General features: G+C 72.5%; 17 protein-coding genes and 2 pseudogenes. 7 read left to right on the top strand and 12 right to left on the bottom strand.

Annotated features, from left to right (window positions below):
* Window positions 1-188 precede the first annotated feature (188 nt).
* Window positions 189-1,088 carry a helix-turn-helix domain-containing GNAT family N-acetyltransferase gene (locus CG736_RS00385; protein ID WP_100584126.1) on the top strand — a complete coding sequence of 300 codons (900 nt, stop codon included), beginning with the start codon at window positions 189-191 and terminating at the stop codon, window positions 1,086-1,088.
* Window positions 1,089-1,113: 25 nt separating this feature from the next.
* On the opposite strand, the gene CG736_RS00390 is transcribed toward CG736_RS00385, so the two are convergent.
* Both CG736_RS00390 and CG736_RS00395 read right to left on the bottom strand, forming a co-directional pair.
* Window positions 1,114-1,917, bottom strand: coding sequence for an IS630 family transposase (locus tag CG736_RS00390; protein ID WP_198520303.1), 804 nt, complete (start codon window positions 1,915-1,917; stop codon window positions 1,114-1,116).
* Window positions 1,918-2,129: 212 nt separating this feature from the next.
* Window positions 2,130-2,257: pseudogene (locus tag CG736_RS00395) on the bottom strand (IS5/IS1182 family transposase); the annotation flags it as partial.
* 4 nt (window positions 2,258-2,261) lie between these two features.
* Between CG736_RS00395 and CG736_RS00400 the strand changes: the two are divergent.
* Window positions 2,262-2,351, top strand: a pseudogene (locus CG736_RS00400) (IS5/IS1182 family transposase); the annotation flags it as partial.
* Window positions 2,352-2,438: 87 nt separating this feature from the next.
* On the opposite strand, the gene CG736_RS00405 reads toward CG736_RS00400, so the two are convergent.
* From CG736_RS00405 to CG736_RS00415, 3 genes are all read right to left on the bottom strand, one after another.
* The gene (locus tag CG736_RS00405) at window positions 2,439-2,870 is read right to left on the bottom strand and encodes a hypothetical protein (RefSeq protein WP_232733710.1); all 432 of its coding nucleotides are present in this window, start codon (window positions 2,868-2,870) and stop codon (window positions 2,439-2,441) included.
* Between the two features lie 114 nt (window positions 2,871-2,984).
* Window positions 2,985-3,848 carry an immunity 49 family protein gene (locus CG736_RS00410; RefSeq protein WP_100584127.1) on the bottom strand — a complete coding sequence of 288 codons (864 nt, stop codon included), beginning with the start codon at window positions 3,846-3,848 and terminating at the stop codon, window positions 2,985-2,987.
* Window positions 3,845-8,530 carry a toxin glutamine deamidase domain-containing protein gene (locus tag CG736_RS00415; protein ID WP_100584128.1) on the bottom strand — a complete coding sequence of 1,562 codons (4,686 nt, stop codon included), beginning with the start codon at window positions 8,528-8,530 and terminating at the stop codon, window positions 3,845-3,847. Before CG736_RS00415 ends, CG736_RS00410 begins: the two co-directional genes overlap by 4 nt.
* 171 nt (window positions 8,531-8,701) lie before the next feature.
* Here CG736_RS00415 and CG736_RS00420 point away from each other — a divergent pair, with 171 nt between their 5' ends.
* On the top strand, window positions 8,702-9,943 hold the full coding sequence (locus CG736_RS00420) for an SUKH-4 family immunity protein (protein ID WP_100584129.1): 1,242 nt from the start codon (window positions 8,702-8,704) through the stop codon (window positions 9,941-9,943).
* Window positions 9,944-10,034: 91 nt separating this feature from the next.
* On the opposite strand, the gene CG736_RS00425 is transcribed toward CG736_RS00420, so the two are convergent.
* Window positions 10,035-11,459 carry a helix-turn-helix transcriptional regulator gene (locus CG736_RS00425; RefSeq protein ID WP_100584130.1) on the bottom strand — a complete coding sequence of 475 codons (1,425 nt, stop codon included), beginning with the start codon at window positions 11,457-11,459 and terminating at the stop codon, window positions 10,035-10,037.
* Between the two features lie 257 nt (window positions 11,460-11,716).
* On the opposite strand from CG736_RS00425, the gene CG736_RS00430 reads away from it, so the two are divergent.
* Window positions 11,717-14,908, top strand: coding sequence for a M28 family peptidase (locus CG736_RS00430; protein WP_100584131.1), 3,192 nt, complete (start codon window positions 11,717-11,719; stop codon window positions 14,906-14,908).
* A gap of 83 nt (window positions 14,909-14,991) precedes the next feature.
* Here the strand turns inward: CG736_RS00430 and CG736_RS00435 are convergent, their stop codons facing one another.
* Window positions 14,992-15,834: a hypothetical protein gene (locus tag CG736_RS00435; protein WP_100584132.1), complete on the bottom strand. Its 843-nt coding sequence runs from the start codon at window positions 15,832-15,834 to the stop codon at window positions 14,992-14,994.
* A 156-nt stretch (window positions 15,835-15,990) separates the two neighbouring features.
* Between CG736_RS00435 and lepB the strand changes: the two genes are divergently transcribed.
* Complete coding sequence (gene lepB / locus CG736_RS00440; protein ID WP_369879690.1) at window positions 15,991-16,725, top strand: signal peptidase I; 735 nt, start codon at window positions 15,991-15,993, stop codon at window positions 16,723-16,725.
* 7 nt (window positions 16,726-16,732) lie between these two features.
* Here the strand turns inward: lepB and CG736_RS00445 are convergent, their stop codons facing one another.
* Together CG736_RS00445 and CG736_RS00450 are read right to left on the bottom strand one after the other, a co-directional pair.
* A complete protein-coding gene (locus CG736_RS00445; RefSeq protein ID WP_100584134.1) occupies window positions 16,733-17,371 on the bottom strand; it encodes a hypothetical protein in 639 nt (212 codons plus the stop codon).
* 21 nt (window positions 17,372-17,392) lie between these two features.
* On the bottom strand, window positions 17,393-17,941 hold the full coding sequence (locus CG736_RS00450; protein ID WP_100584135.1) for an NIPSNAP family protein: 549 nt from the start codon (window positions 17,939-17,941) through the stop codon (window positions 17,393-17,395).
* Window positions 17,942-18,046: 105 nt separating this feature from the next.
* On the opposite strand from CG736_RS00450, the gene CG736_RS00455 reads away from it, so the two are divergent.
* Window positions 18,047-18,967: a YafY family protein gene (locus CG736_RS00455; RefSeq protein WP_100584136.1), complete on the top strand. Its 921-nt coding sequence runs from the start codon at window positions 18,047-18,049 to the stop codon at window positions 18,965-18,967.
* Between the two features lie 83 nt (window positions 18,968-19,050).
* Window positions 19,051-19,983, top strand: coding sequence for a DUF389 domain-containing protein (locus CG736_RS00460; protein ID WP_100584137.1), 933 nt, complete (start codon window positions 19,051-19,053; stop codon window positions 19,981-19,983).
* Window positions 19,984-19,993: 10 nt separating this feature from the next.
* On the opposite strand, the gene CG736_RS00465 is transcribed toward CG736_RS00460, so the two are convergent.
* From CG736_RS00465 to CG736_RS00475, 3 genes are all read right to left on the bottom strand, one after another.
* Complete coding sequence (locus tag CG736_RS00465) at window positions 19,994-21,586, bottom strand: MFS transporter (RefSeq protein ID WP_100584138.1); 1,593 nt, start codon at window positions 21,584-21,586, stop codon at window positions 19,994-19,996.
* A gap of 61 nt (window positions 21,587-21,647) precedes the next feature.
* Window positions 21,648-21,935, bottom strand: a complete 288-nt coding sequence (locus CG736_RS00470) for an SHOCT domain-containing protein (protein ID WP_100584139.1) — start codon at window positions 21,933-21,935, stop codon at window positions 21,648-21,650.
* Window positions 21,936-22,006: 71 nt separating this feature from the next.
* On the bottom strand, window positions 22,007-22,468 hold the full coding sequence (locus tag CG736_RS00475) for a DUF6325 family protein (RefSeq protein ID WP_232733711.1): 462 nt from the start codon (window positions 22,466-22,468) through the stop codon (window positions 22,007-22,009).
* Between the last annotated feature and the right edge of the window lie 9 nt (window positions 22,469-22,477).

The raw sequence follows: 22,477 nt of genomic DNA on the forward strand, positions 1-22,477 counted from the left end.
CCTGCATGCCCGGAGCAGAACCGGCAAACCCAACCGACTTCGGAACTACTCGTCTAGTGGCTCGGCTCATGTCGTCGACTGGGTAATCGACATGCGGTCTGGCATCCGTCTTCTCGAACGTCGGTCAACGTCTCGGTGAAGTCTGAAGCCTCTGGCCCCACACATGGTTCTCTGACTAAAGTCAGAGAATGGATATGGTGCAGATCGACCAGGTGCGGCAGTTCAACCGCACCGTCACCGAACGTGTGGGCGTGCTCCACGACCACTACCTGGGCCGCGACCGGCCCATCGGTGAAGCCCGGCTGCTCTGGGAGATCGGTGAGGAGGGCCAGGACGTGCGCCAACTGCGCGAGCGCCTCACGCTCGACTCCGGGTACGTCAGCCGGCTGCTGCGCTCCCTGGAAGCCGACGGCCTGGTGACGGTGGAGCCGCAGCCCCGGGACAGGCGGGTGCGCACCGTCCGGCTCACCGATGCGGGCCGCGCTGAGCGCGCGGTGCTCGACGGCCGCAGCGACGAGCTGGCCGGCTCTCTCCTGGAGCCGCTCAACACGGCCCAGCGCGCCCGGCTGGTCGCCGCCATGGCCGAGGTCGAACGGTTGCTGACCGCTGCGACGGTCACGCTGGACGCGGTCGACCCGGACCACCCCGACGCCCAGCACTGCCTGCGGTCCTACTTCGCCGAGATTCAGGCACGCTTCGAGACCGGCTTCGACCCCGCGCGGAGCCTGCTGCCCGACGCGGGCGAACTCCGGCCGCCGCGCGGCCTGTTCCTGGTCGCCCGGCTGCACGGAGAGCCCGTCGGCTGCGCCGGCCTGAAGCTGCCCCCCGGCGCCCCGGCCGAGATCAAACGCATGTGGGTCGCGCCCCGCACCCGGGGCCTCGGTCTCGGCCGCCGGTTCCTGACCGAGCTGGAGACTCAAGCCGCTCAGCAGGGCTGCGAGGTACTCCGCCTGGACACCAACAAGGCGCTCACCGCGGCGATCGGTCTCTACCACTCCAGCGGCTTCCAGGAGGTCGCTGCCTTCAACGACGAGCCGTATGCCCACCACTGGTTCGAGAAGCGGATCAGCACACCACCGTTCGGATGAGGGCCCAGGTGGACCTGGCGGCTTGTCAGGCGGCTCCGGCCGGGCAATCGGTCCATGACCGGATCGCCGAGTCGGGCGCGAAGTCCGTCGTTGGTCCCGCGGGGGTGTTGTGCCGACGGACGTGGGCGGCGACGGCGACGTTCCGCTCATCGTGGCTGCGATGGTCGGTGCCGTTGAGTGCGAAGTAGCGCAGGGCCGCGAACTCGGACTCGATCCAGTTCAGCCAGGAGCCGTAGGTCGGCAGGAAGACCGGCTCGACGTCGTTGTCGGCCGCCCGGGTGCGGACCTTGGCGTGCTTGTGCGGGGAGATGTTGTCCAGCGCCACATACAACTTCTGCCCGGGCCGGCGTGCGCGCAGGGCCTTGAGGAGGCCGAGGAACTCGTGCCACCGCTTGCGCGGGTGAATGCGGTAGTACGGCTTGCCGGTGGCCGGATCGAGGGCGGCGAGCATCTGCCGCACACCGCCGTAGCAGTTGTAGGCGGCCCGCAGCCTGGGCGGACGCCTTACCGGCCCCCACGCCTTGCCCTTGCGGGGCATCAAGTTCAGCGGCCCGAACTCATCGACGCATATCACCCGCCCGTCGGCGGGCGGGGTGTCATACAGCGCCAGGACACGGTGCATCTTGGCGATGAACTCCGAGTCGGTGGACGCCTTCCAGGCGGTGGTGGTCTTCCAGGAGACCTTGCCGGCGCGCAGGATCCGCCGCACGGTCTCCCGGCCGATGGCCGCGGTCACCTTCTGCGTGACGAGGTGGTCGGCGACCTTGCTCAGGCTCCAGGTGGAGAACGCGGTGATCTTCTCGGTGGAACTACCCTGGCTGGACGTCAAACAGGCAGTTTTCATTGCAGTGAACAGCGGACTCGGGGATGACGTTGCTCTCGCGCTGGGCCACCGGACCGGCCCGTTGGACCCCCGTGTCGTAGGCAGTGACTTCTGGCCGAACCCGCGTCTGTGCGATCGACGCATCGTGGCGCCCGCCGCCGCCCGCGAAAGCGTGGGACCAAGGCTTGTCCCGCAATGGCCGAACGATTGCGTGAGGCGACGAGCCGGGTGTCGGCGTTGATGACGACCTGGTGGTTGGTGGGGTAGTGGTGGTCTTCGGCTGCTCGGCCACTGTGTGATCACGCGTGGGGACGAGGCTGCCATCCACGATGAGGACGGTGTTCTTGCGGATGCTCGCGGTCTCCAAGTCCGCGGCCGGCCGCATCATCAACCACCTCGGCCCTCTCCTCGCGCTCCGACCACGCCGACGGCTGGCTCAACCCGGTGAACGGGGCTGCCCCGGCTGCGATGCCGTGATCACACCAGCCACATCGCGATCACCCAACCTGTCGGCCGGCCGGAACAGTTCAGGGCTCTGGGATGAAGGCGGGGTCGATGCCCATCGCAGCGATGCCCTCGCGCACAGCACGGTCAAAATGCTTGATCTCTGCCACGAGAACGTCCCGAGCGATGGGTGAGGTCCAGAAGTTCGGCGTGAAGTCGGAACCGATCCGCCAGCCCTCATCGCAGTGGACGATGCGGATCAGCCCCTCCTCCGCCTGCATCGAGTCGAGCTCGAAATTCTCATCGCCGGCAGCTGGGCCCTGGAGCCAGAGCGCCAGGTGGTACGCCAGCTCGGCCACCGGGAACGCCTCCTCGGACCACACCTGCCGCCCCTGCTCCCAGATGGACAGCTCTGCCTCGATGTCGAGGAGCAGCACCTCCAGGGGCACCTCGTGCGGAGCGAGGCCGCGCCGAACCATGTCCGACAGCCCGAAGTTCCGGCAGACGAACTGCACCGCCCGGCCTCCATAAGATCTGAGGCCGGCCGAATGCCCAGGCCACCAAAATACGGACGACCTTACCAACTGATGCCAGACACCCCACTGGACCCCCGTCGAACGGGACGCCTTTCAGGCCTCGAACTCGCCGACCCAGCTGCCCAGCAGGATGTGCTTCGGCAGGTAGTCCGACTCGATCTCCACGCTCAGGCCGGCCTCCCGGGCCAGGCAGGCGATGCCCATCAGCGGCAATGAGACCAGCGAGTCGGCGCCGTCGGCGCGCTCCTCGTCCGCCGTGAAGTACTCCCGGTGCAGCTCCAGCGCCCGCTGCATCGCCTCCGCGAACTTCTCCTCGTCGCGCTGCACCAGCCGGTAGAACGCCGCGATCGGCGGATACAGCACCTTCAGCAGGATCTCCCGATCCGCAACCGTCGCCACCTCCGGGTCCGTCCCGTCGATCGCCGCGAGCAGGTGCTCCATCAGATCCGCATCGGCCCGCCAGTACGCCTGCACCGCAGCGACCCACGCGTAGACGAACTCGTCGAACACCGCACCGTAGGCGCGCAGTTGATCCACCGTCACGGTGCACAGCTCGTCCATCCGACGCTTGTCCCGGCAGGCCGCCGCCAACCAGAACGCCGTGAGCCAGTTGCCTGCGTGGGTGTCACCGCACGGGCCCGAGGCCGGAATCGACCTGACCTTCCCCTCGAATCCGATCCGGCACTGCGCCGAGCCGTCTGCCTGCAACGCCGCGAACATCGCCGAACTCGCCTGCATCGCGGCCACCCACGCGTGCCAGCTTTCGAGCTGCTGCGCGGTCGGGTCGGCCAGCGAGCGGTTCTTCAGCAGCGCGTCGGCCATGGTCAGCACGCCTTCGAGGCGGAACATGGTCAGCGGTTCCGCCTCCATCCCCTCGCCGAGAATCCTGGTGGCCGTCTCCAACCAGGCGTCCAGGTTCTGCTGATCGGCCTCGTGCCGGACCACTGCGACCCTCATTGCAGGCTCCCCTCCTGAGCGGAAACGTCAATGTTGAAATGCTTCATGCGATAGCCATCATACTGACCGCCGTCGACGCGGGCCTGCACCATGACGTAGTCGACCCTTCCGTCCTCCATCGCGGTCCTGAGCCGTGTCATCAGCTCCAATTCGACGATGTCCTTCTTCCCTCTTTTCGCCATCTCCCCGAGAATTGCCTTGAAATAGTCCGGATGACCCTGCATCACCTGTCGTCCGTCCAGCGCACGGCGGTCGCCGAGGCTCGCCGTCGGGGCCTTCGCCTCGACCACCACGAAGCTCCCGTCCGGGCGTTCCCAGATCTGGTCGAAGCGGTTGTTGCCGTCCTTCCGGTCGTCGATCCGGGTCGCGTCGGGGAAGTTCTCCGGGACGGCGTGGAACTCGGCCACCTGGTCGCCCAGTTCCTCGCCCGCCTTGCCCATTCTGTGGTGCGGGTCCTTGTGCGCCTCTTTCAGTCGCTCGTATTCCTTCTTGGCGTCGTCGTCGTTCTTGTCCGCCTCGTGTGCGTCCTTCGCCTCCTTGAGTTTCTCCTCCGCCACGCGGTCCGCGGCGAGGGCGGCCTCGCGCTTGGTGATCGCGTCCTCGATCTTCCGGGCACGCTCACGGTCGGCGGGGACGGCGGCTTCGCGCAGCACCTCCCGATCGTGGTGGTAGTCCTCGGCGGCCGGGGGCGGGGCGTCCTGGGCGGCCACCCAGCGGTCGTGGTTGTCGGGGTCGGCGGCCCAGTCGGGGTTCTGGCGGAGCTGCGGGATCTCGTTCCGGTTCTCGTCCTTCATGCCGATGGCCTTGCGCGAACCGACCACGTTGTAGTGCTTCTTGAACCACTCGGGGTCGTTGTTGGCGTTCGCCACCTGGGCGCGGACGCGCTGCCGTTCCGCGTCGTCGTTGTAGCGGCCGTCCGGCGGCGGGTCGGTGGACGTGTCGTCGGCGCCGGCCGGCCGTTCCGGGGCGCGGCGTTCGTCCTCGTGGATCCGTGACGGATCGGTCTCGGGGCTCGCGGCGGGCGCGGCCGGACGGCGGTTCGGGTCGAGCGGGACGGCGAACACGCCGTTGGAACCGTCGTGCAGGGGCTGGTCGCTGCGGCGGCCGGTCTGCGCGTCGAGGTAGGTGATCCGGCCCTGGTGGTTGACGGCGTTCCAGGCGTGGGAGCGCCCGTCCCGGTCGGTGGTGATGATCACCGCCTGCGAGCCGTGACCGTTCTTGCGCAGGGCGTCCTCCAGCTGGCGGTACGCGTCCGGGCCGTCGCCGAAGTCGGAGAAACGGGCGCCGAGGGCGTTCTCGATCCGGTCCCGGCCACCGCGCTCGCCCAGCGGCGAGGGGTTGCCGTCGCCGTCGCGGTCGGGTGTGCGGGCGGCCGCGGGCGTCGGGTGCCCGGAGTACGTGTCGACGGTGGCGAGGGCGACGTCTACACAGTTGTTGGTACGCCCCGGCCCGTTCGGGTCATGTCCGTTGATCGCACCGGGCCAGTCGCCGTCGTGCGGGTCGGGATGCCGCTGCGGAGTCCCGTCGGGATGCTGCGGGACGGCATCCCGCACCCGCTCGTGGTCCCGCGCATCGGGTTCGAGCAGACCACCGGGACCCCCGAGCGGCCGATCCGCAGCAGCGGGCCGGTACGGCGGCTGATCGCCGACCGGTCCTCGCTCCGGTGCATTCCCGTGCTCCGGACGGGAGTTGACGCCGGACGAGTCCCCCTTCGACCGATCGGCCACCGGATCCTTCGGGGCGTTCCCCTCGGAACGTGCGGGATCCACCGGCCGGTGCGAGTCCGCCCGCGACGAACCTGGACCGGAGCCAGCGTCCGGACGAGCCGGATCCGCCGGCCGACGAACATCCGCCCGCGACGAACCCGGACCGGAGCCGACGTCCGGACGAGCCGAATCCGCCGGCCGACGAACATCCGCCCGCGACGAGCCCTGACCCGAGGCGACATCCGGGCGAACCGAAGACCGGTCCTCAGGACGAGCCGAATCGGTCGGCCGGTGCGAATCCGCCCGCGACGAACCCGAATCAGAGCCGACGTCCGGACGAGCCGAATCCGCCGGCCGACGAACATCCGCCCGCGACGAACTCTGACCCGAGGCGACATCCGGGCGAACCGAAGACCGGTCCTCAGGACGAGCCGTATCCGTCGGTCGGTGCGAATCCGGGCTGACAGCCGAAACCGGGCGAGCCTGAGCCCGCTGCTCGGAGCGGGCCGGATCCGTCAGCCGGTGCGAATCCGTCCGCGACGGACCCGGACCGGAAGCCGCATCCGGCCGGGACGGGGACCGGTGCACCGAGAAGGCCGCGCGCGGGTCGGGACGTGTGGCGGTGCCGCGGTCGGCGGCCGGGCGCGGGGGGACGGGCGCGCCGGAGGGAGTCTCTGGGGCGGTGCGGCGCTGTGCCGGAACGCCGGGCGCCGGACTGTCACCGGGTGGCCTGCCCGCAGCCGGTGTTCCGGTGTGGGGCGCTCCGACGGGCCCGGTGACGCCGGCGGCGGGGGCCGGGTGTTCGGCGGTCGGCGGGGCAGTCGCAGTGCGGTGTTCGCCGACGGAGGGCGGAGTCCCGGTCGCGGTCGCGCCGAGCCCTGCGGTGTTGAGGTGGGGAGCGGGCGCCGCCGGATCGGCGAACGCGCTGCGCGGATCGACCCGGGCCGACTCGGTCGCCGTCGCAGGCACCCCGGTTCGACCGTCCCCCGACGGCACGGCATCCGAACGCGCAGGGGCGGGAGCACTGCCTGCCCGGTCGGCGTCGGCAACCGAACCTGACGACCCGTCGGACACCGAGCCACGACCCTGCCCGACCTCCGAACCACCCGAGCCTGCGACCACATCGCGCGGCGGCATCGCGGACTCCCTCGCCACCGGATGCGCTGCGGACTCGGCCCGGCCCGGCGCCGCCTGCCCATCCGCAACCGAGCCGTGAGCAGGGGCACCCTCCGCACCACCAGGCGAAGGCACCTGACCCGACCGGTCCCCCGCTGACTCGCCATGCGGCCTCCCGGCATCGGCAACCGAACCCGACGACCCATCAGAAACCGCGCCACGACCCTGCCCGACCTCCGAACCACCCGGGCCCGCAGCCACGTCGCGCGTCGACGTCACAGGCTCGCCCGCCAGATGCGCCGCGGTCTCAGTACGGCCCGGAGCCGACTGCCCGTGAGCAGGGGCACCCTCCGCACCATCACGCGAAGGCACCTGACCGGGTATCTCCTCGGCCCGTGCCGCCCGAGTGCCGGACCGGTCCGCCGTCGACGACCCGTCAGTGATGGTGTCGTGCGCGGGCGCAGTCGGGTTCGGCTGTGCGCTCGGTGTGCTCGCGGTGCTCGCGGTGCTCGCATCGGTCCGCGCCGGGGCATCCCCGCCGGGGTGCGAACCGGGTGCCGGGGTCCCGGCCGCGGGAGTACTCGGCCCGTCCGCAGCCCGAGCACCCGACGGTCGGTCAACGCCCGTACCATCGCCGGCCGGGACTCCGTTCGTGTTCGGCGTGGCCTGCCGACCGCCGTCGGCTCCGGCGTGACCCGAGCCCTCCGCACCCGTCCGCGACGGACCGGCGTCGTGGGCCGGGGGCTGGTGGTCGGTGCCGACGCGGGTGCCGAACGGGTCGAGCGCCGGTCCGCTGTCCGCTCGCGGCGGACGCGGCGCCGCCGTCGTCGACCGGCCCCCGCCATCCGACCCGTGGTCCGACCCACCACCGGACGGGCTGATCCTCGGACCGCTGCCCCCCGCACCGTGCTGCGAAGGCCCGCCGCTCGACGAACTCCCGCCCGACGACGCCGAACCGCTGCCGCCGGAACCCGACCCCGAACCCGACCCCGAACCCGATCCCGTCCCGGAGGACCCCTCTCCCCCGCCCCCGGAGCGGTCGCCTCCGCCGCCGTCCGAGGACGACGACCCGTCCGAGCCGTGCCCGCCCGACGACGACGAATCCCCGCGCCCGGCAGCATGGTCGATGCCACTGCGCACATGGCCGCCGGCACGCGAGCCCGCTCCGTCCCGCAAGGCCTCCTTGAAGGTCTCGCCGGAGTTCTTCACCGCGTCGGTGAAGTCCTCGGCGCCGCGCTTCGCCGTCCGCCCCAGGTCGTAACCACTCTGCGCACCGAAGTTCTGATTCACCGTCTGCGCGATCAGATCACTGATCATCCCCTGAACCGCCGACACCGCCGGCTCCTTCAAGGTCTCCATGATCGCTTCCATCAACGCCTGCCGAAGCTCCTTCAACAGACGCCGAACGATCATCCTCGTCGCCGCCGTCGCCCCCGCCGCACCCAACTCCGACAGACCCAACGTGAACGGCGCAGCAGCCTGAGCAGCGATCAACTCCACCGCCAACGCCACCAACTGAGCGATCACCGCCACCTTGCACGCGACCACGATCACCGCCGCGGCCTCGAACGCCCCGGCGATCAACCGCGCCGCCACCGCCGCATCAGCCAGATACCCGTCCGAACCCCCACCCGAGAACTTCCCCCAGGTCGCCCGGAACGCATCCACGCTGTCACCCGAGTTGCTCGACAGCACACCGTTCGCCGCACTCACACCCCGGTAGTGCAACTCGTCCACCTGGTCCGCGAAATCCCGCCAGACCCGCGCCGACTCCCGCAACTTGTCCTCGTCCGCGGTCGGCCAGTCGAAGCCCAGCATCTCCAGGACCCACTCGACACTGTCCGGCAACATCAGCGACATGACGTCGTTCCCCCTGTGGTGCTTCGGCCCTGCCCCGAGTGGTTGGTCAACTCATTCGCACCCAATCCGAGTTGACCATGGGATCATAGTCTTATCCCAAAGGGCTCGTAATATCGTCCCCCGGACTCCCTGGCCCGTCTGCCCGTACCGCCGCCTGTCGAGGAGCTATTCGTGATCACCGAGGAGCACGCCCTCCGTACCGCCGACGCCTGGTTGAACACCGCCGGCGCGATCCGACGGGAGGTCAGGCACCGTGAGTTCGACCTCGGTTGGGTGGTGTGGGCGGCCCCGGCCGCGCCGGAGCGTGATCCGGTGACCGGGGAGCGGCGGCCGCCGGCGGATCTCGGCGAGGGGTGCGGGGTGGTGGACCGGGCCACCGGGAAGCTGTCGGTGTGGTCGTCGGTGCCGGTGGACGAGGTGATCGAGGCGTACCGCGAGCGCCTGCGGCCGGTGGTCGGGCCGGGGAACCGGTTGGTCGCCACGTACCTGGACGGGGCGGGCCAGGAGGGGCGGGTGGAGCTGGTGTCGGCGCCGGGGCTGGCGCCGGTGGAGCTGCGGCTGCCGGCCGAGTTGTCCCGCCTGGGTGTGCCGGCCGCGGCGGTGCGCAGTGTGCACACCGCGCTGCGTCCGGCGACCCTGCCGGGCGGCTACCCGGCGGCGGTGTTGGAGCGCGAGTTCCCGGACGCGGTGCACTCCTGCGACCACCCGTACGGCATCTCGGCTGCCGAACGCGCCGAGGGCGTCGCGGCGTTGACGGCATCGCTGCGGCCGCAGCCGCGGCCCAACCGGCGGCCGGCGCCGGAGCCGGACGCGGTCGTCCCTGCGGAGCCGGTCCGCGATGTCGCGCTCGGGCGCCGACTGCCGGGCGTGCTGGGCGAGGTGCTCCGGTTCGACGCCGACGATCCGCTGCGGGCCGGTCTGCCGTCGGACACCTGCGCCACGCTGACCTGGGCGGGGCTGCCGATGGAGGTGCCGCTGCTGTTCACGGCGGACCGGACGGATCCGCCGCCGGCCGGTGGGCTGTTCGCGGATCTGCGGACCGCGCTCACGGCCGCCGGCTCGACACTGGACCCGCAGGTGCTGGACGTGCTCGCGGGCTGGAACCGGATCGGTTCGGACGGGCTATGCGTGATCGCGGTGCAGCGCGAGGGCCAGGAGGCGGGGTCGGTCTGGGCGGTGCACCCGCGCACGGGCAGCGGACGCTTCGTCAACTCCTCGCTCTCCGGGTATCTGCGGTCCCAGCTGCTGGTCGCCGAGGCCCGCGCGGCGATGGTCGGCCTGGACCCGATCGCGGCGGGGACGGCGGTGGCCGGGCTCCAGGAGTCGCTGGTGGCGGTTGACCCGGCGGTGTTCCGCGCCGAGTCCGCCTGGTGGTCGGTGCTGGTCGAGCAGCTGTGGCACGGCCTGCTCTGAGCCCACTGACCGCTGCCCGCTGCCCGCTGCCCGACCGCTGCCCGACCGCTGACCGACCGCCCGCTGACCGACCGCCCGCCCCTCTCCCCCGTCAGATCGCGGCGTCGAGCCGGGCCGCGGTCTCCGCGACGGCGTGGCCCCAGCGGGGGGCGCCGGCGGCCAGTCGGGCGCGCAGGCCGCGCAGTTCGTGGCGGACCAGGGCAGGGAGGGCGGCGGGCGGGGTGTCGAGGAGGGGCGTGAGGGTGGCGACGGCGGTGTACGGGTCGTCCTGGCAGAGGTGGCAGTCGGCGATGCGGGCGGTCAGCATGGCGCGGGCGGCGGGGAGTTCGCCGGTGCCCAGCAGGTCGAGCGCGGTGTGCGCGGCGACGAGGGCGCGGCGGGCGAGGCGGGGGTCGTTGCTCGCGACCGCGAGGTCGCGCAGCGCGGCGGCGGACCCGGATTCGATCCGCATCCGCAGGGCGGCCGGGGTGAGCCAGGGGACCAGGTAGGAGGCGTCCTCGGGCTGGTCGAGGTGGAGCCGGGCCCGGCCGAGGTGGCGGACGGTGGCCCGGACGTCGCCGGCCAGGGCGGTGGCCCGGGCCTCGCCGATCTGGGAGAGCGCGCCGGACCAGTGGTGTCCCGGTGCGGCATGACGGATCTCCCGGGCGTAGGCGCGGGACGAGCACGGGTCGTCGTCGAGCAGGCCGAGCACGGCCATGTCGCTGAGCGCGGCGACCTGGGTGGCGGGGTCGCCGGCCAGCACGGCCCAGCCGACGGCGCGGTCGAAGCAGGCCATCGCGGTGGCGGGGCGTCCGCCGTGCAGGCGCAGGCTGCCTGCGGCGTGGGCGTGTTCGGCGGCGAGGCGGGCGAGCACCCGGCGGTGCCGGGTGGGGGCGTCGGCGAGCCGGGCGATCACGGCGCGCAGCGTGGCCTCGATCACCGCGCCGGGGCCCCGTTCGCCCATCGCCCGTTCCGCGCTGTGGAGTTGGGCGCCGAGGACGGCGGCGAGGGCGTGCACGGTGTCGGTGTCGAGCGGCGCCGCGGGGTTGTCGCAGAACGCCGCGTGCAGGGCCAGTGCCGTTGCGGGGGGCGGGAGTTGGCAACCGGCGGCGCCGTGCAGCGGGCACTGCAGGTCGTGGTGGGGCAGCCTGGTCGGGCAGTGGTCGGCGGCGACGGGCCCCGTCGCACTGTCGCCGGGCGGCAGCGGCGGGCGCAGCAGGTGGGCGGGCACGGCGGGGCGGTCCGCCTCGGCGGTCTCGGCGCGTCCGTAGCAGCGGGTCAGTTCGCCGCTGGTGGAGAGGAGTTCGTCGAGCCGGCGGACGAGTCGGGGGGTGGCGCGGCGGGCGCCGTGTTCGAGGCGGCTGACGGCGGTGTGGTCGTAGCCGACGGCGGCGCCGAGTTGGGCCTGGGTCCAGCCGGCGTGGCGCCGCCAGTGGCGCAGAAGTGCGCCGAACTCCTGCCAGCCGCCGCTGCCCGTGGCGATGTCGAGGCCACTGCTGCTGTCCGGCGTCGCGACCGGGTCGATTGCGCCCAGCATTCGCCGCTACCTCCCCGAAGGCTCCGCTGCGCCCGCCCGTGCGGGGGGCGGTATCGAGACCGTACCAACCGACCCTGGCTGCGTACATGGCGTGGTCTGTACCAATTGTTTGCCAACTTGGTTCGGGGTCGGGGTATTTGACGGAACTTGCCAGCTCTTGACGGGCCCTGTCCACCCCGTTGACCGGGGCATGGCGACGGTGTGAGGGTTCCGGGCACCCCCACACCCCGTGGTACCCCACACCAATGGAGCTCTGAATGAAACGCAGATTGCTGACCGCCGGCACCACCCTGGCCGTGCTGGGCGGCATGCTGGGTGGTTTCGCCGGGCAGGCGTCCGCCGCCCCGACCCCCGCCCCGCTTGCGCCGACGCCACTGGCCGCGGCGGTCTCGGCCGCGGACCTGGCCGCGTCGGCCGGTCTGGACGCGCTGGCCAAGGGTCCTGACGAGGCGTACGAACGGCAGTCCGTCACCCCCTTCCTCGGCGGCCTGTACTCGGTGTCGTACGAGCGCACCTACAAGGGCCTGCCGGTGGTCGGCGGCGACGCGGTGGTGCTCGCCGACGGCCAGGGCAAGGTCCGGGCGGTGCAGAACGCGGCGTCCGGCCCGGTCGGTGTGCCGACGAAGGCCAAGGTGAGCGCGGCGGCCGCCGAGCAGGCGGCGCGCGCGCGGCTGGCGAAGGTCGACTCCGCGGAGGCCCCGCGCCTGGTGGTCCGGGTCAAGGACGGCACCTCGCGCCTGGCCTGGGAGTCGGTGCTGTCGGGTTCGAACGAGAACCGGCCCAGCCACCTGCACGTGTTCGTCGACGCGATCACCGGCGAGGTCGCCGACAGCTACGACGACGTGAAGGCCGGCACCATCAACAGCAAGTGGAACGGCCCCGCGGGCCTGACCATCTCCACCACCGGATCGGGCAGCTCGTTCTCGCTGCGCGACCCGAACCGTCCGGGCCTGCAGTGTTCGGACTACTCGACCGGTTCGGTGTTCACCAAGTCCTCCGACTCCTGGGGCACGGGCGCCGCGACCTCGAAGGAGACCGGCTGCGCCGACGCGATGTTCGCGGCGCAGAAGGAATGGGACATGCTCCGCGACTGGCTGGGTCGCAACGGCCACAACGGCAACGGCGGCAGCTGGCCGGTGAAGGTCGGTCTGAACGACGTCAACGCGTACTGGGACGGCTCGACCATCTCGATCGGCCACAGCCAGGCCAACGAGTGGATCGCCGCGATCGACGTGGTGGGCCACGAGTTCGGCCACGGCCTCGACCAGTACACGCCGGGCGGCGCGTCCAGCAACGAGGCGGGCCTGGGCGAGGCGACCGGCGACATCATGGGTGCGCTGACCGAGGCGTACGCCAACGAGCCGGCCCCGTACGACTCCCCGGACTACACCGTCGGCGAGATGATCAACCTGGTCGGGCAGGGCCCGATCCGGGTGATGTACAACCCCTCGCAGATATCCGGCAACCCGAACTGCTACTCGGCGTCCATCCCGAACACCGAGGAGCACGCGGCGGCCGGCCCGCTGAACCACTGGTTCTACCTGCTGGCGGAGGGTTCGAACCCGGGCGGCGGCAAGCCGTCCAGCCCGACCTGCAACTCCTCCAGCGTGACCGGCATCGGCATCCGGGACGCGGGCCGGGTCTTCTACGGCGGCATGCTGCTGAAGACCAGCGGCATGACGTACAAGAAGTACCGCACCGCGACCCTGACGGCGGCCAAGAACCTCGACTCCACCTGCAACTTCTTCAACCGCACCAAGGCCGCCTGGGACGCCGTCAGCGTGCCGGCCCAGCCCGGCGACCCGACCTGCGTGGGCAACCCCACCAGTGACTACTCGCTGGCGCTGAGCCCGGCCGCGGGCACCGTGCAGGCGGGCAGCTCGACCACCGCGACGGTCTCCACCGCGATCGTCACCGCCCCGGCGGCGACCGTCTCGCTGTCCGTCAGCGGCGCGCCGAGCGGCACCACCGCCACCGTCTCCCCGTCCTCCGTGCAGTCCGGCGGCTCGGCGACGCTGAGCATCAGCGTCGGCGCGAACACCCCGGCGGGCACCTACCCGCTGACCGTCACCGGCTCCGGTCCGGCCACCCACACCGCGCAGTACCAGCTGACGGTGAACGGCGGCGGCAACCCCGGCGGCTCAGCCCCGGACATCGACGTGGCCAAGGTCCAGGCGCACCTGAGCCAGCTGTACACCGTCGCGCAGCAGAACGGCGGCAACCGCCGGGCGGGCAGCGCGGGTTACACGCAGTCGCTGGCGTACGTCAAGGGCAAGCTGCAGGCGGCGGGCTACACCGTCACCGAGCAGACCTGCACCTCGTGCAGCTACACCTCCAACAACCTGATCGCGGACTGGCCGGGCGGCCCGTCGGACCAGGTCACCATGTTCGGCGCGCACCTGGACTCGGTCTCGGCCGGCCCGGGCATCAACGACAACGGCTCCGGTTCCGCGGTGCTGCTGGAGAACGCGCTCGTCCTGGCGCAGCAGAACCCGACCATGACCAAGCACGTCCGGTTCGCCTGGTGGGCCGGTGAGGAGCAGGGCCTGCAGGGTTCGCAGTACTACGTGGGCCAGCTGTCCTCGACCCAGCGCTCGGCGATCAAGGGCTACTACAACTTCGACATGGTCGGCTCGACCAACGCCGGCTACTTCATCAACAACGTCAACTCGGCCACCGCGGCCCCGCTGAAGGCGTACTGGGACTCCCTCAACCTCCAGCCGGAGGAGAACGTCGAGGGCCAGGGCCGTTCCGACGACTACTCGTTCCAGCAGGGCGGCATCCCGACCTCGGGCTACGCGGCGGGCGCGGACGCCGTCAAGACGTCCGGTCAGGCCGCCAAGTGGGGCGGCACGGCGGGCCGTTCGTACGACTCCTGCTACCACCAGTCCTGCGACACCACCTCGAACGTCGACGCGACGGTGCTGAACCGCAACGCCGACGGCGTGGCATACGCGATCTGGAAGACCTCGGTCGGCGGCACCACGCCGATGAACGACTTCAGCGTCTCGGTCAACCCGGCCACCGGCACCGTCCAGGCCGGCTCGTCCGCGACGGCGACGCTCTCCACCGCCACCACCTCCGGTGCGGCGCAGAGCGTGGCGCTGACCGCGAGCGGCGCGCCGTCGGGCGCCACCGTCTCGTTCAGCCCGTCCACCGTCTCCAGCGGCGGCAGCTCGTCCCTGACGGTCGCCACCTCGGCCTCCACCCCGGCCGGCACCTACACCATCACCCTGACCGGCACCGGCGCCTCCGCCACCCACGCCACCACCTTCACCCTCGTGGTGAACGGCGGCGGCAACGGCGGCGGCACCTGGGCCGCCGGGGTCAACTACAACGTGGGTGACGTGGTCACCTACAACGGCGTCAGCTACCGCTGCGTGCAGGCCCACCTGTCGCAGAGCACCTGGACGCCGGACGTGGTCCCCGCCCTCTGGCAGCGCGTCTAGCCTCGGGGCACAGCATCATCTGGCGGGTGGCGTCGCGGCCGGTTGGGGGACGGGCCGCGGCACCACCCGCCTCCGGCGTTCCGTCAGGCGGGCAGCCGCACCACGGCGACACCGGCCTGGGACTCGCCGAACCCCCAGCCCATGACGAGCGAGCAGCCGACCGCGTCCACGACGTCGCTCCACGGCCAGTGCTCGGAGCCGCTGCAGAACCCGCCCTCACTGCGCGCGTCGGCCTCGGAGCGGCACAGCGGCCGCAGGTGGTCGCGGAGCCCCGGGTGGGAGAGCGCGCCCAGCCGCTTCTCCCAGGGCTCGGCGGCGGCACGGTCGGTGCGCAGGTCGTGCCCGGTCACCAGGTGTCCGGGGCCGCGCCCGGTGAAGGTGGCGGCCCGCATCGCCCCGTCCAGGGTGCCGTCGGTGGCGACCCGCAGCACGACGGTCAGCCAGTAGTTCAGCTTCCGGAAGCTCTCGTCGGTCAGGTCGACGCCGTGCCGGCGCAGCAGCGGCCCCAGCTCCGCGCCCCGCACCACCGCCGCGTCCGAGGCGTCCACGGCGGCGACGGCGCGCAGGTCGGCGACGAAGGCCTCGTCGAACGGCCGGGGGCCCTTGTGCCCGTCCTCGCCCCACGCGCCCGTCGCGGCCAGCAGGTCGGGGTCGAAGCGGAACAGCGACGCGCTCAGGTCGAACTGCCAGTTCCACGGCGAGAACGGGTGCGGGCCGTCCGGGTCTGGCAGGTACCGGGGCTCCGCAGCCGCCAGGGCGTCGGCGCCGGCCCAGGAGTTGGGGAACAGGAACTCGTCGAGGCTCTCCGAGGCGTAGTACGCCCCGTAGCGGGCGGCCGGGTCTGCCGCCGCGCCGTCGCCGAGCAGTGTCGCGAAGGCCTCGGCCAGCGCGGCGTCCCATCCGCCGAGGTCGGTATCGGTCGTCACGGGTGAACCTTTCTTGCCTGTCGTACCAGGGGAGTTGAGGCACGGTACCGGGTGCGGGTGACAGCCGTTTACGTTCCCCCGACGGGCCGGGTTCGTACGATGGCGCCCGGCCGGACCCGCCAGGGGCCGGCCGGCCTCCGGGGGAAGGGTCGTCCGTTGTCGCACCGCTCCGTGCTGCTCACCGCCACCTCCGCCCGGCTGCGGGCGCTGATCACGACCGACCGGCCCGCGGGTCGGCGTTCGGCGCTGCGCGGGCTGGTGGTGCCGGCCGCGGTGGCGCTGGTGCTGGCGTTCGTGCTGAAGACCTTCGTGTTCCAGGTCTTCGTCATCCCGTCCGGCTCGATGATGGGCACCCTGCAGAAGGGCGACCGGGTCGCCGTCGACAAGTTCAGCCCCTGGCTCGGGGACACTCCGCAGCGGGGCGAGGTGGTGGTCTTCCGCGACCCGGGCGGCTGGCTCCCTCCGGAGCCGGGCGCCGGGGGTGTCCTCGGCGGCGTCCGCAGCGCGCTGAGCTGGGTCGGGCTGGCGCCGTCCGCCGACGAGAAGGACCTGATCAAGCGGGTCGTCGCGGTCGGCGGCGACACCGTGGACTGCCGCGCCGGCCGGCCCCTGACCGTCAACGGCGCGGCCCTGGACGAGCCGTACGTCTACCCCGGCGCGACGCCCTGCGACGACTACCCCGTCGGCACCGTCACCGTCCCGCCCGGCCACCTGTGGGTGATGGGCGACCACCGCAACGACTCCGCCGACTCCCGCTTCCAGCAACTCCACAACCCGGGCGGCGGCTTCGTCCCCACCGACCACGTCGTCGGCCGCGCCCGTGTCCTGGTCTGGCCGCTCCCCCGCTGGGCCTCGCTGCCCGTCCCCGAGACCTTCCGGCACGTCGGCTGACGGCCGTTCAGCCGGCCGCCCGCTCCAGCCAGGGGTGGCCCGGGTGCACGCGGGCGAGCCAACCGACGAGGGCCCTGCGGCGGTCGGGCGACAGGTGCGGCAGGACGCGGTCGAAGTCGGCCCGGTCCTTGGGGCGGGTCGCCTTCGCCTTGAACAGCAGCACCAGTTCGGGCCGCAGGTACGGGATGCCGGCGGCGGTCCGCTCGACGACCTCCGCGTAGGGCAGGCGCAGCGACCGGTCACGTCGGCAGATCCACGTCGCGCCGTCGTGCGGCTCGCGGAAGACGTCGAACCGCCACCGGCCGCTCGCCGGTTCGCGCGCCCAGGTCTGGTGGGTGGCGGCGAGCGCCGCGGGCCCGGCGGCGGGCCACACCGTGCCGGAGCCGACCGCGTCGAACTCCAACTCCGGGAAGCGGCCCCGCACTTCCTCGAACGCGGCCGCAGGCACGGCGATCTCCAGATCCCCGTGCGGCCGGCTCTCCCGCCCGAGGAACAGGTCCAGCGCCCACCCCGCCGCCACGCACCACGGCACTTCGAGCCCCGCCAACCGCGACGCGACCTGCCCGGGCCGCCACGGCTCCGCCCAGCCCTCGGCGATCTCCCCGTCACCGGGCCGGGCGCCGCCCGGCGGTTCGATGTCCGTCATCCCTCGACCCTAGAGCCTCCGCTACGACACCGGCGCCAGCCGCAGGCGTTGGAGGGGCGTCCACGGCGGCGGCTCGGCCGGGCCGAACCAGACGCGGACGTCGAGGCGGGTGCGGACGGGCAGCTGCGGGTAGTCGTTGACGGCGTGTTCGGTGCGGTGCAGGGCGTGTTCGGGTGCCAGGTGCCGGCCGGCGTAGGCGTCGAACTCGGCGGCGGACGGCGGCCGGCAGATCGTCACGCCCACCTCGCGGAGGCCGGGCGCGGGGGTGTAGCCGGGGCCGCGCAGCAGCAGGACGTCGTCGCTGTCGATCATCGTGGCGTTGGCCGCGTCGCGGTGCGCCCGCCACACCGGGCCGGTGTAGAACGCCTCCAGGGCGCGCCGACGCTGCGTCATGTCGGGGAAGGCGCGGATCCAGACGAAGCGGTCGGGATCGTCCAGGTCGCGGAAGCGGCCGCCGAGTGCGATGCCGACGGCCTGCTGGCCGGTGACGAACTCCCGCTCGAACAGGTCGATCAAGGTGTCCCGGGCGCCGGGGTGCAGGGTGTACTGGCGGAGTTCGACGATGTTCACGCGGCTGCCGCTCCGGTCCGGATGGGGGTCGTGGTCCTCATGCGTGGCAGGCTAGGGCCGCTCCCCTGACATCTGCTGTCAGTGGAGCGCGGGACACTTCCGCGCATGCGTGCGAGCCGACTGGTCACCCTCCTGCTGCTGCTCCAGGGCCGAGGGAGGTTGACGGCCCGTCAGCTGGCGCAGGAGCTGGAGGTCTCCGTCCGGACGGTCTACCGGGACGTCGAGGCGCTGGCCGCCGCCGGCATCCCGCTGTACGGCGAGGCCGGGCACGCGGGCGGCTACCGCCTGGTGGACGGCTACCGGACCCGCCTCACCGGGCTGACGGCCGACGAGGCGCAGGCCGCGTTCCTCGCCGCGCTGCCGGGCGCCGCCGCCGAACTCGGCCTCGGCGAGGCCCTCGCCACCGCCCGGCTCAAGCTGCGCGCGGCCCTCCCCGCTCAGGCGCGTGCGCACGCCGACCGGATCCAGGAGTGCTTCCTGCTCGACGCGCCCGGCTGGTACGCAGACGCCGACCCCACCCCGCACCTGACGGCGGTGGCGGGTGCGGTGTGGGCGCGGCGCGCGGTGCTGATGCGCTACCGCCGTTGGCGCGCCCCGGAGGAGATCACCCGGCGGGTCGAGCCGTACGGGCTGGTCCTGAAGGCCGGCCGCTGGTACCTGGTGGCGGCCGGGCCGCGCACCTACCGGATCGACCAGATCCTCGAACTCACCTGCCTCGACGAGGAGTTCACCGTCCCTGCGGACTTCTCCCTGGCCGCCTGCTGGGCCGCCCGATTGGCCGACTTCCGGGCCCGCCTGCACACCGGCCACGCCCTGGTCCGCCTCACCCCGGAGGGCGCCCGCCGCCTCGGCGTCGCACCGGCCGACGACGGCTGGACGCAGGCCCTGGTCCCGATCGAGTCCGTCGACCACGCGCACCGCGAGTTCCTCCGCCTGGGCGCCGACATCGAGGTCCTCGAACCGCCCGCCCTTCGCGCCCGCCTCGCCGCCACCGCCCGCACCCTGGCGGCCCGCTACGCGGAGTGAGCCGCCCGCCCCTGTTCCCGGCCGGGGCCCGGGGCCGACAGGGCCTAGGGTTTGGCGGACAGTACGACCGCCCGGAGGACTCCTTGCTTCAACTTCGACTCATCGTTCCCGCCGACCTGCGTGCGCAGGTGCTCGACCGGCTGGACGCCTGCGTCGGCGTCGCCCACGTCGCGGTGCTGCCCGGCGGCGCGGTCCGACCGGCCGGCGATCTGGTGCTGTGCGACGTGGCGCGCGAGTCTGTCGACGAACTGCTCGGTGAGCTAAGGGCGTTGGGCCTGGCCGAGCGCGGGGCCATCACCATGGACGAGGCCGGGCTGACCATCTCGCGGGCGGCCGAGGAGGCGGAGCAGCAGGCCCCGGGCGAGGGCGCGGACGCGCTGGTGTGGGAGGAGGTGTCGGGGATCGTCCACGAGGAGTCCACGCTGAGCTGGGTCTTCCTCACCCTGCTGACGGTCGCCACCATGCTGGCCGCCTGCGGCGCCGTCCTGGACAGCGCGATCCTGGTGGTCGGCGCGATGGCCGTGGGCCCGGAGTTCGGTCCGCTGGCCGGGCTGTGCGTCGCCGTCGTGCAGCGCCGGGCCCGCCCCGCGCTCCGCTCGCTGCTGGCCCTGGTGGTCGGGTTCACCGTGGCGATGGTCCTCACCGTGGGGTTCGCGCTGCTGATGGACGCCCTCGGGCTGTTCAGCGACGCCAAGTTCGCCGCGGCCCGCCCCAACACCTCGTTCATCTGGCAGCCGGACGCCATGTCCTTCGTGGTGGCCTTCCTCGCCGGTGTCGCGGGCCTGTTGTCGCTGACCTCGGCCAAGGCGTCGGCGCTGGTCGGGGTGGCGATCTCGGTCACCACCGTGCCGGCCGCGGCCAACGCCGCCGTGGCGGTCGCCTACGGCGAGTACGCGCAGGGCTGGGGCTCCGCCGTGCAGCTCGCCCTCAACCTGTCGGGGATCGTCCTGGCCGGGGTGCTGACCCTGCTCGTCCAGCAGGGCGCCTGGCGACTCGCGGCGCGCAGGCCGCGCTGAGGCGGGGCCGTCAGTCCGGTGGCTGGAGCGCCTCGCGGGTGGTGGGGAGGTGGCGGGTGAACAGCAGCGCGCCGGCGGTGATCACCGTGCAGGCGAGGACGGCGGACTTCAGGCCCTGGATCTGCGCGTCCCGGTAGTGGCCGACGATCGCCTCGGCCTCCTGCGGCGGCACGTCGGGCCGGGCGGCCAGGGCGGTGGCGACCTGGTCGGCGGGGACGAACGACACTCCCGCCGCGACGTGCGTCACGGTCTCCTGTGCGACGGCCGCGCTCACCCTCGGGTCGCTCTCGATCCGGGTGGTGACGGACGCGGCGAGGGCTCCGACCAGGAGCGCGCCGATCAGCGCCGTGCCCAGCGAGGAGCCGAGGTTCTGCGCGGTGTACTGGAGGCCGCCGGCCTCGCTGCGTTCCGCCGTCCGGACGCTGGACTGCACCGTGTTGCCCAGCTGGGAGGCGAGCATGCCCAGGCCGATGCCGAGCAGGGCCATCGCGCCCGCGAACGAGCCGCCCTTCAGCTCCGGCCCGATGGCGGTGATCAGCCACAGTGTGGCGGCGAGCAGCACCAGCAGGCCCAGCCGGACGATCGTCCGGGTCGAGGCGAACCGCAGCACCAGCGAGCCGCACATCGAGGTGGCGAGCATCGTCACGGAGACCGGCAGCAGCCGCAGTCCGGTCTGGAAGGCGTCCAGCCCCTGCACCACCTGGAGGTAGAGCGGGATGACGAAGAACAGTCCGAGCAGCACGGTGTTCTGGTTGAACAGCGTCACGAGCCCCGCGCGCAGCGGCCGGTTGCCGAACAGGTCCAGCGAGACCAGCGGTGTCCCGCCGCTGCGCTCCCGGTGCCGTTCGTGGACGCAGAACGCGTACAGCAGCGCGGCGCCGAGCCCGATGGCGAACAGCGTCGGCGCGAAGCCGAGGACGGTGAACGGCGGGTTGCGCGGCTGGACCCAGCCCCAGGTGCCGCTCTGCAGGACGGCCAGCACCATCAGGGCCAGGCCGGCGGCGGACAGCACGGCTCCGAGCACGTCCAGCCCGGTCCGCTCGGTGGGTGCGGGCTGGGGCGGGATCCAGCGCATCACCGTGAGGATCGCGACGACCAGGACCACCTCGCCCGCGAACACCAGCCGCCAGGTCAGGTACGTGGTGACCCAGCCGCCGAGCAGCGGCCCGACGGCGATGCCCGCGCCGGCCAGGCCGCCGACCACGCCGTAGGCGATCGCCCGCTCGCGCCCCTGGTAGGAGCCGGCCACCAGGGCGGCCAGCGCCGGCAGCACCAGCGCCGCGCCCAGTCCTTCGATCACCGACCAGCCGAGCGCGAGCACGCCGACGGTCGGGGCGAGCGCGGTCAGGCCGGAGCCGATGCCGTACACGAACAGGCCGATCACGAAGACCCGTCGGCGGCCGATCATGTCGCCGATCCTGCCGCCGGTCAGCATGAAGGCCGCCATCACCAGGGTGTAGAGGGTGATGACGGCCTGGATGGTGGTCACGTCCGTGTGGAAGTCCGCGACCAGCTGGCTGATCGACACGTTCATCACTGAGGCGTCCAGCACCATCAGGAACTGCGCCGTCCCGAGGACGACCAGCGGCTTCCACCTGTTCACTGCGCCTCCCGGGCTGCCCGGCTCATCCGTTCCCCGGTGGCGGACCGGCGGCCGTCCGGCGTCAGCCGCCGAGGATCCGCGCCTTCTGCGCGGCGAACTCCTGCTCGGTGAGCACGCCCTTCTCCTTGAGCGCGGCGAGCTGCTGGAGCTGTTCGAGTTTCTCCTCCATGCTCGGGGCGCTCGTCTGCGCCGGCGCCTGCGGCGGCGGGGCGGGTTCCGCGTAGACGACCTGCGGGGCGTCCTGCTGGGCCCACCGGCCGGCCTGCCGACGGGAGACCCGGTTGGAGACGGCGGTGGCGGTTCCGGCGACGACCGCGGTACGGGCGACGCCGCGGAGCAGTCCGGGCATGGTTGTTCCACCTTTCCTGTTCGATCACGTGCGCTTCGACCGCTCCCCGGCGGACCGGGCGAGCGGCCCGGTCAGCTCGTGGTCCCGAGCTCGTCGATCGCGTCGAGCACCTCGACGAGGTCCTGCAGCGGGACGCGGCCGCCGGCGAGCATCCGGGCGTCGGCCCGGCGCAGCGCGGCGGCCAGCGGGGCGGCCCACCGGTTCTCGTAGAGCAGGACGACCGCGGAGTCGCCGGGGTCGAGCAGCGCGCCGGCCTCGGCGAGGTCGGCGTCGCCGAGCAGGCCGGAGGAGGCGCCCTCGAACACGGCGAGGTCCAGCTGCCCGTCCCCGTCGAGGTCGCCGATCTCGACGCCCGCGATCGTGCCGTCGGCGCCCTTCCGGACGAACGTCAGGTCGAGGATCCGGATGATGCCCCGGTCGACCAGGTCGACCAGCAGGGGCATTCCCTCGCCGGTCAGTCGGCTGCCCGGGAACGAGATCACCAGATAGTCGATCGGGCCCAGTTCTTCCAGGCCTTGGGGTTGGTTGCTCACGGCGGCTCC

This window comes from Kitasatospora sp. CB02891, from assembly GCF_002803145.1.
Lineage (GTDB): Bacteria > Actinomycetota > Actinomycetes > Streptomycetales > Streptomycetaceae > Kitasatospora > Kitasatospora griseola.

Coding starts and splice junctions, on each gene's coding strand:
- CG736_RS00470 (WP_100584139.1), bottom strand. CDS start 21,935: ATGCCCGGACTGCTCCGCGGCGTCGCCCGTACCGCGGTCGTCGCCGGA.
- CG736_RS00425 (WP_100584130.1), bottom strand. CDS start 11,459: ATGCTGGGCGCAATCGACCCGGTCGCGACGCCGGACAGCAGCAGTGGC.
- CG736_RS00430 (WP_100584131.1), top strand. CDS start 11,717: ATGAAACGCAGATTGCTGACCGCCGGCACCACCCTGGCCGTGCTGGGC.
- CG736_RS00415 (WP_100584128.1), bottom strand. CDS start 8,530: ATGTCGCTGATGTTGCCGGACAGTGTCGAGTGGGTCCTGGAGATGCTG.
- CG736_RS00385 (WP_100584126.1), top strand. CDS start 189: ATGGATATGGTGCAGATCGACCAGGTGCGGCAGTTCAACCGCACCGTC.
- CG736_RS00455 (WP_100584136.1), top strand. CDS start 18,047: ATGCGTGCGAGCCGACTGGTCACCCTCCTGCTGCTGCTCCAGGGCCGA.
- CG736_RS00445 (WP_100584134.1), bottom strand. CDS start 17,371: ATGACGGACATCGAACCGCCGGGCGGCGCCCGGCCCGGTGACGGGGAG.
- CG736_RS00410 (WP_100584127.1), bottom strand. CDS start 3,848: ATGAGGGTCGCAGTGGTCCGGCACGAGGCCGATCAGCAGAACCTGGAC.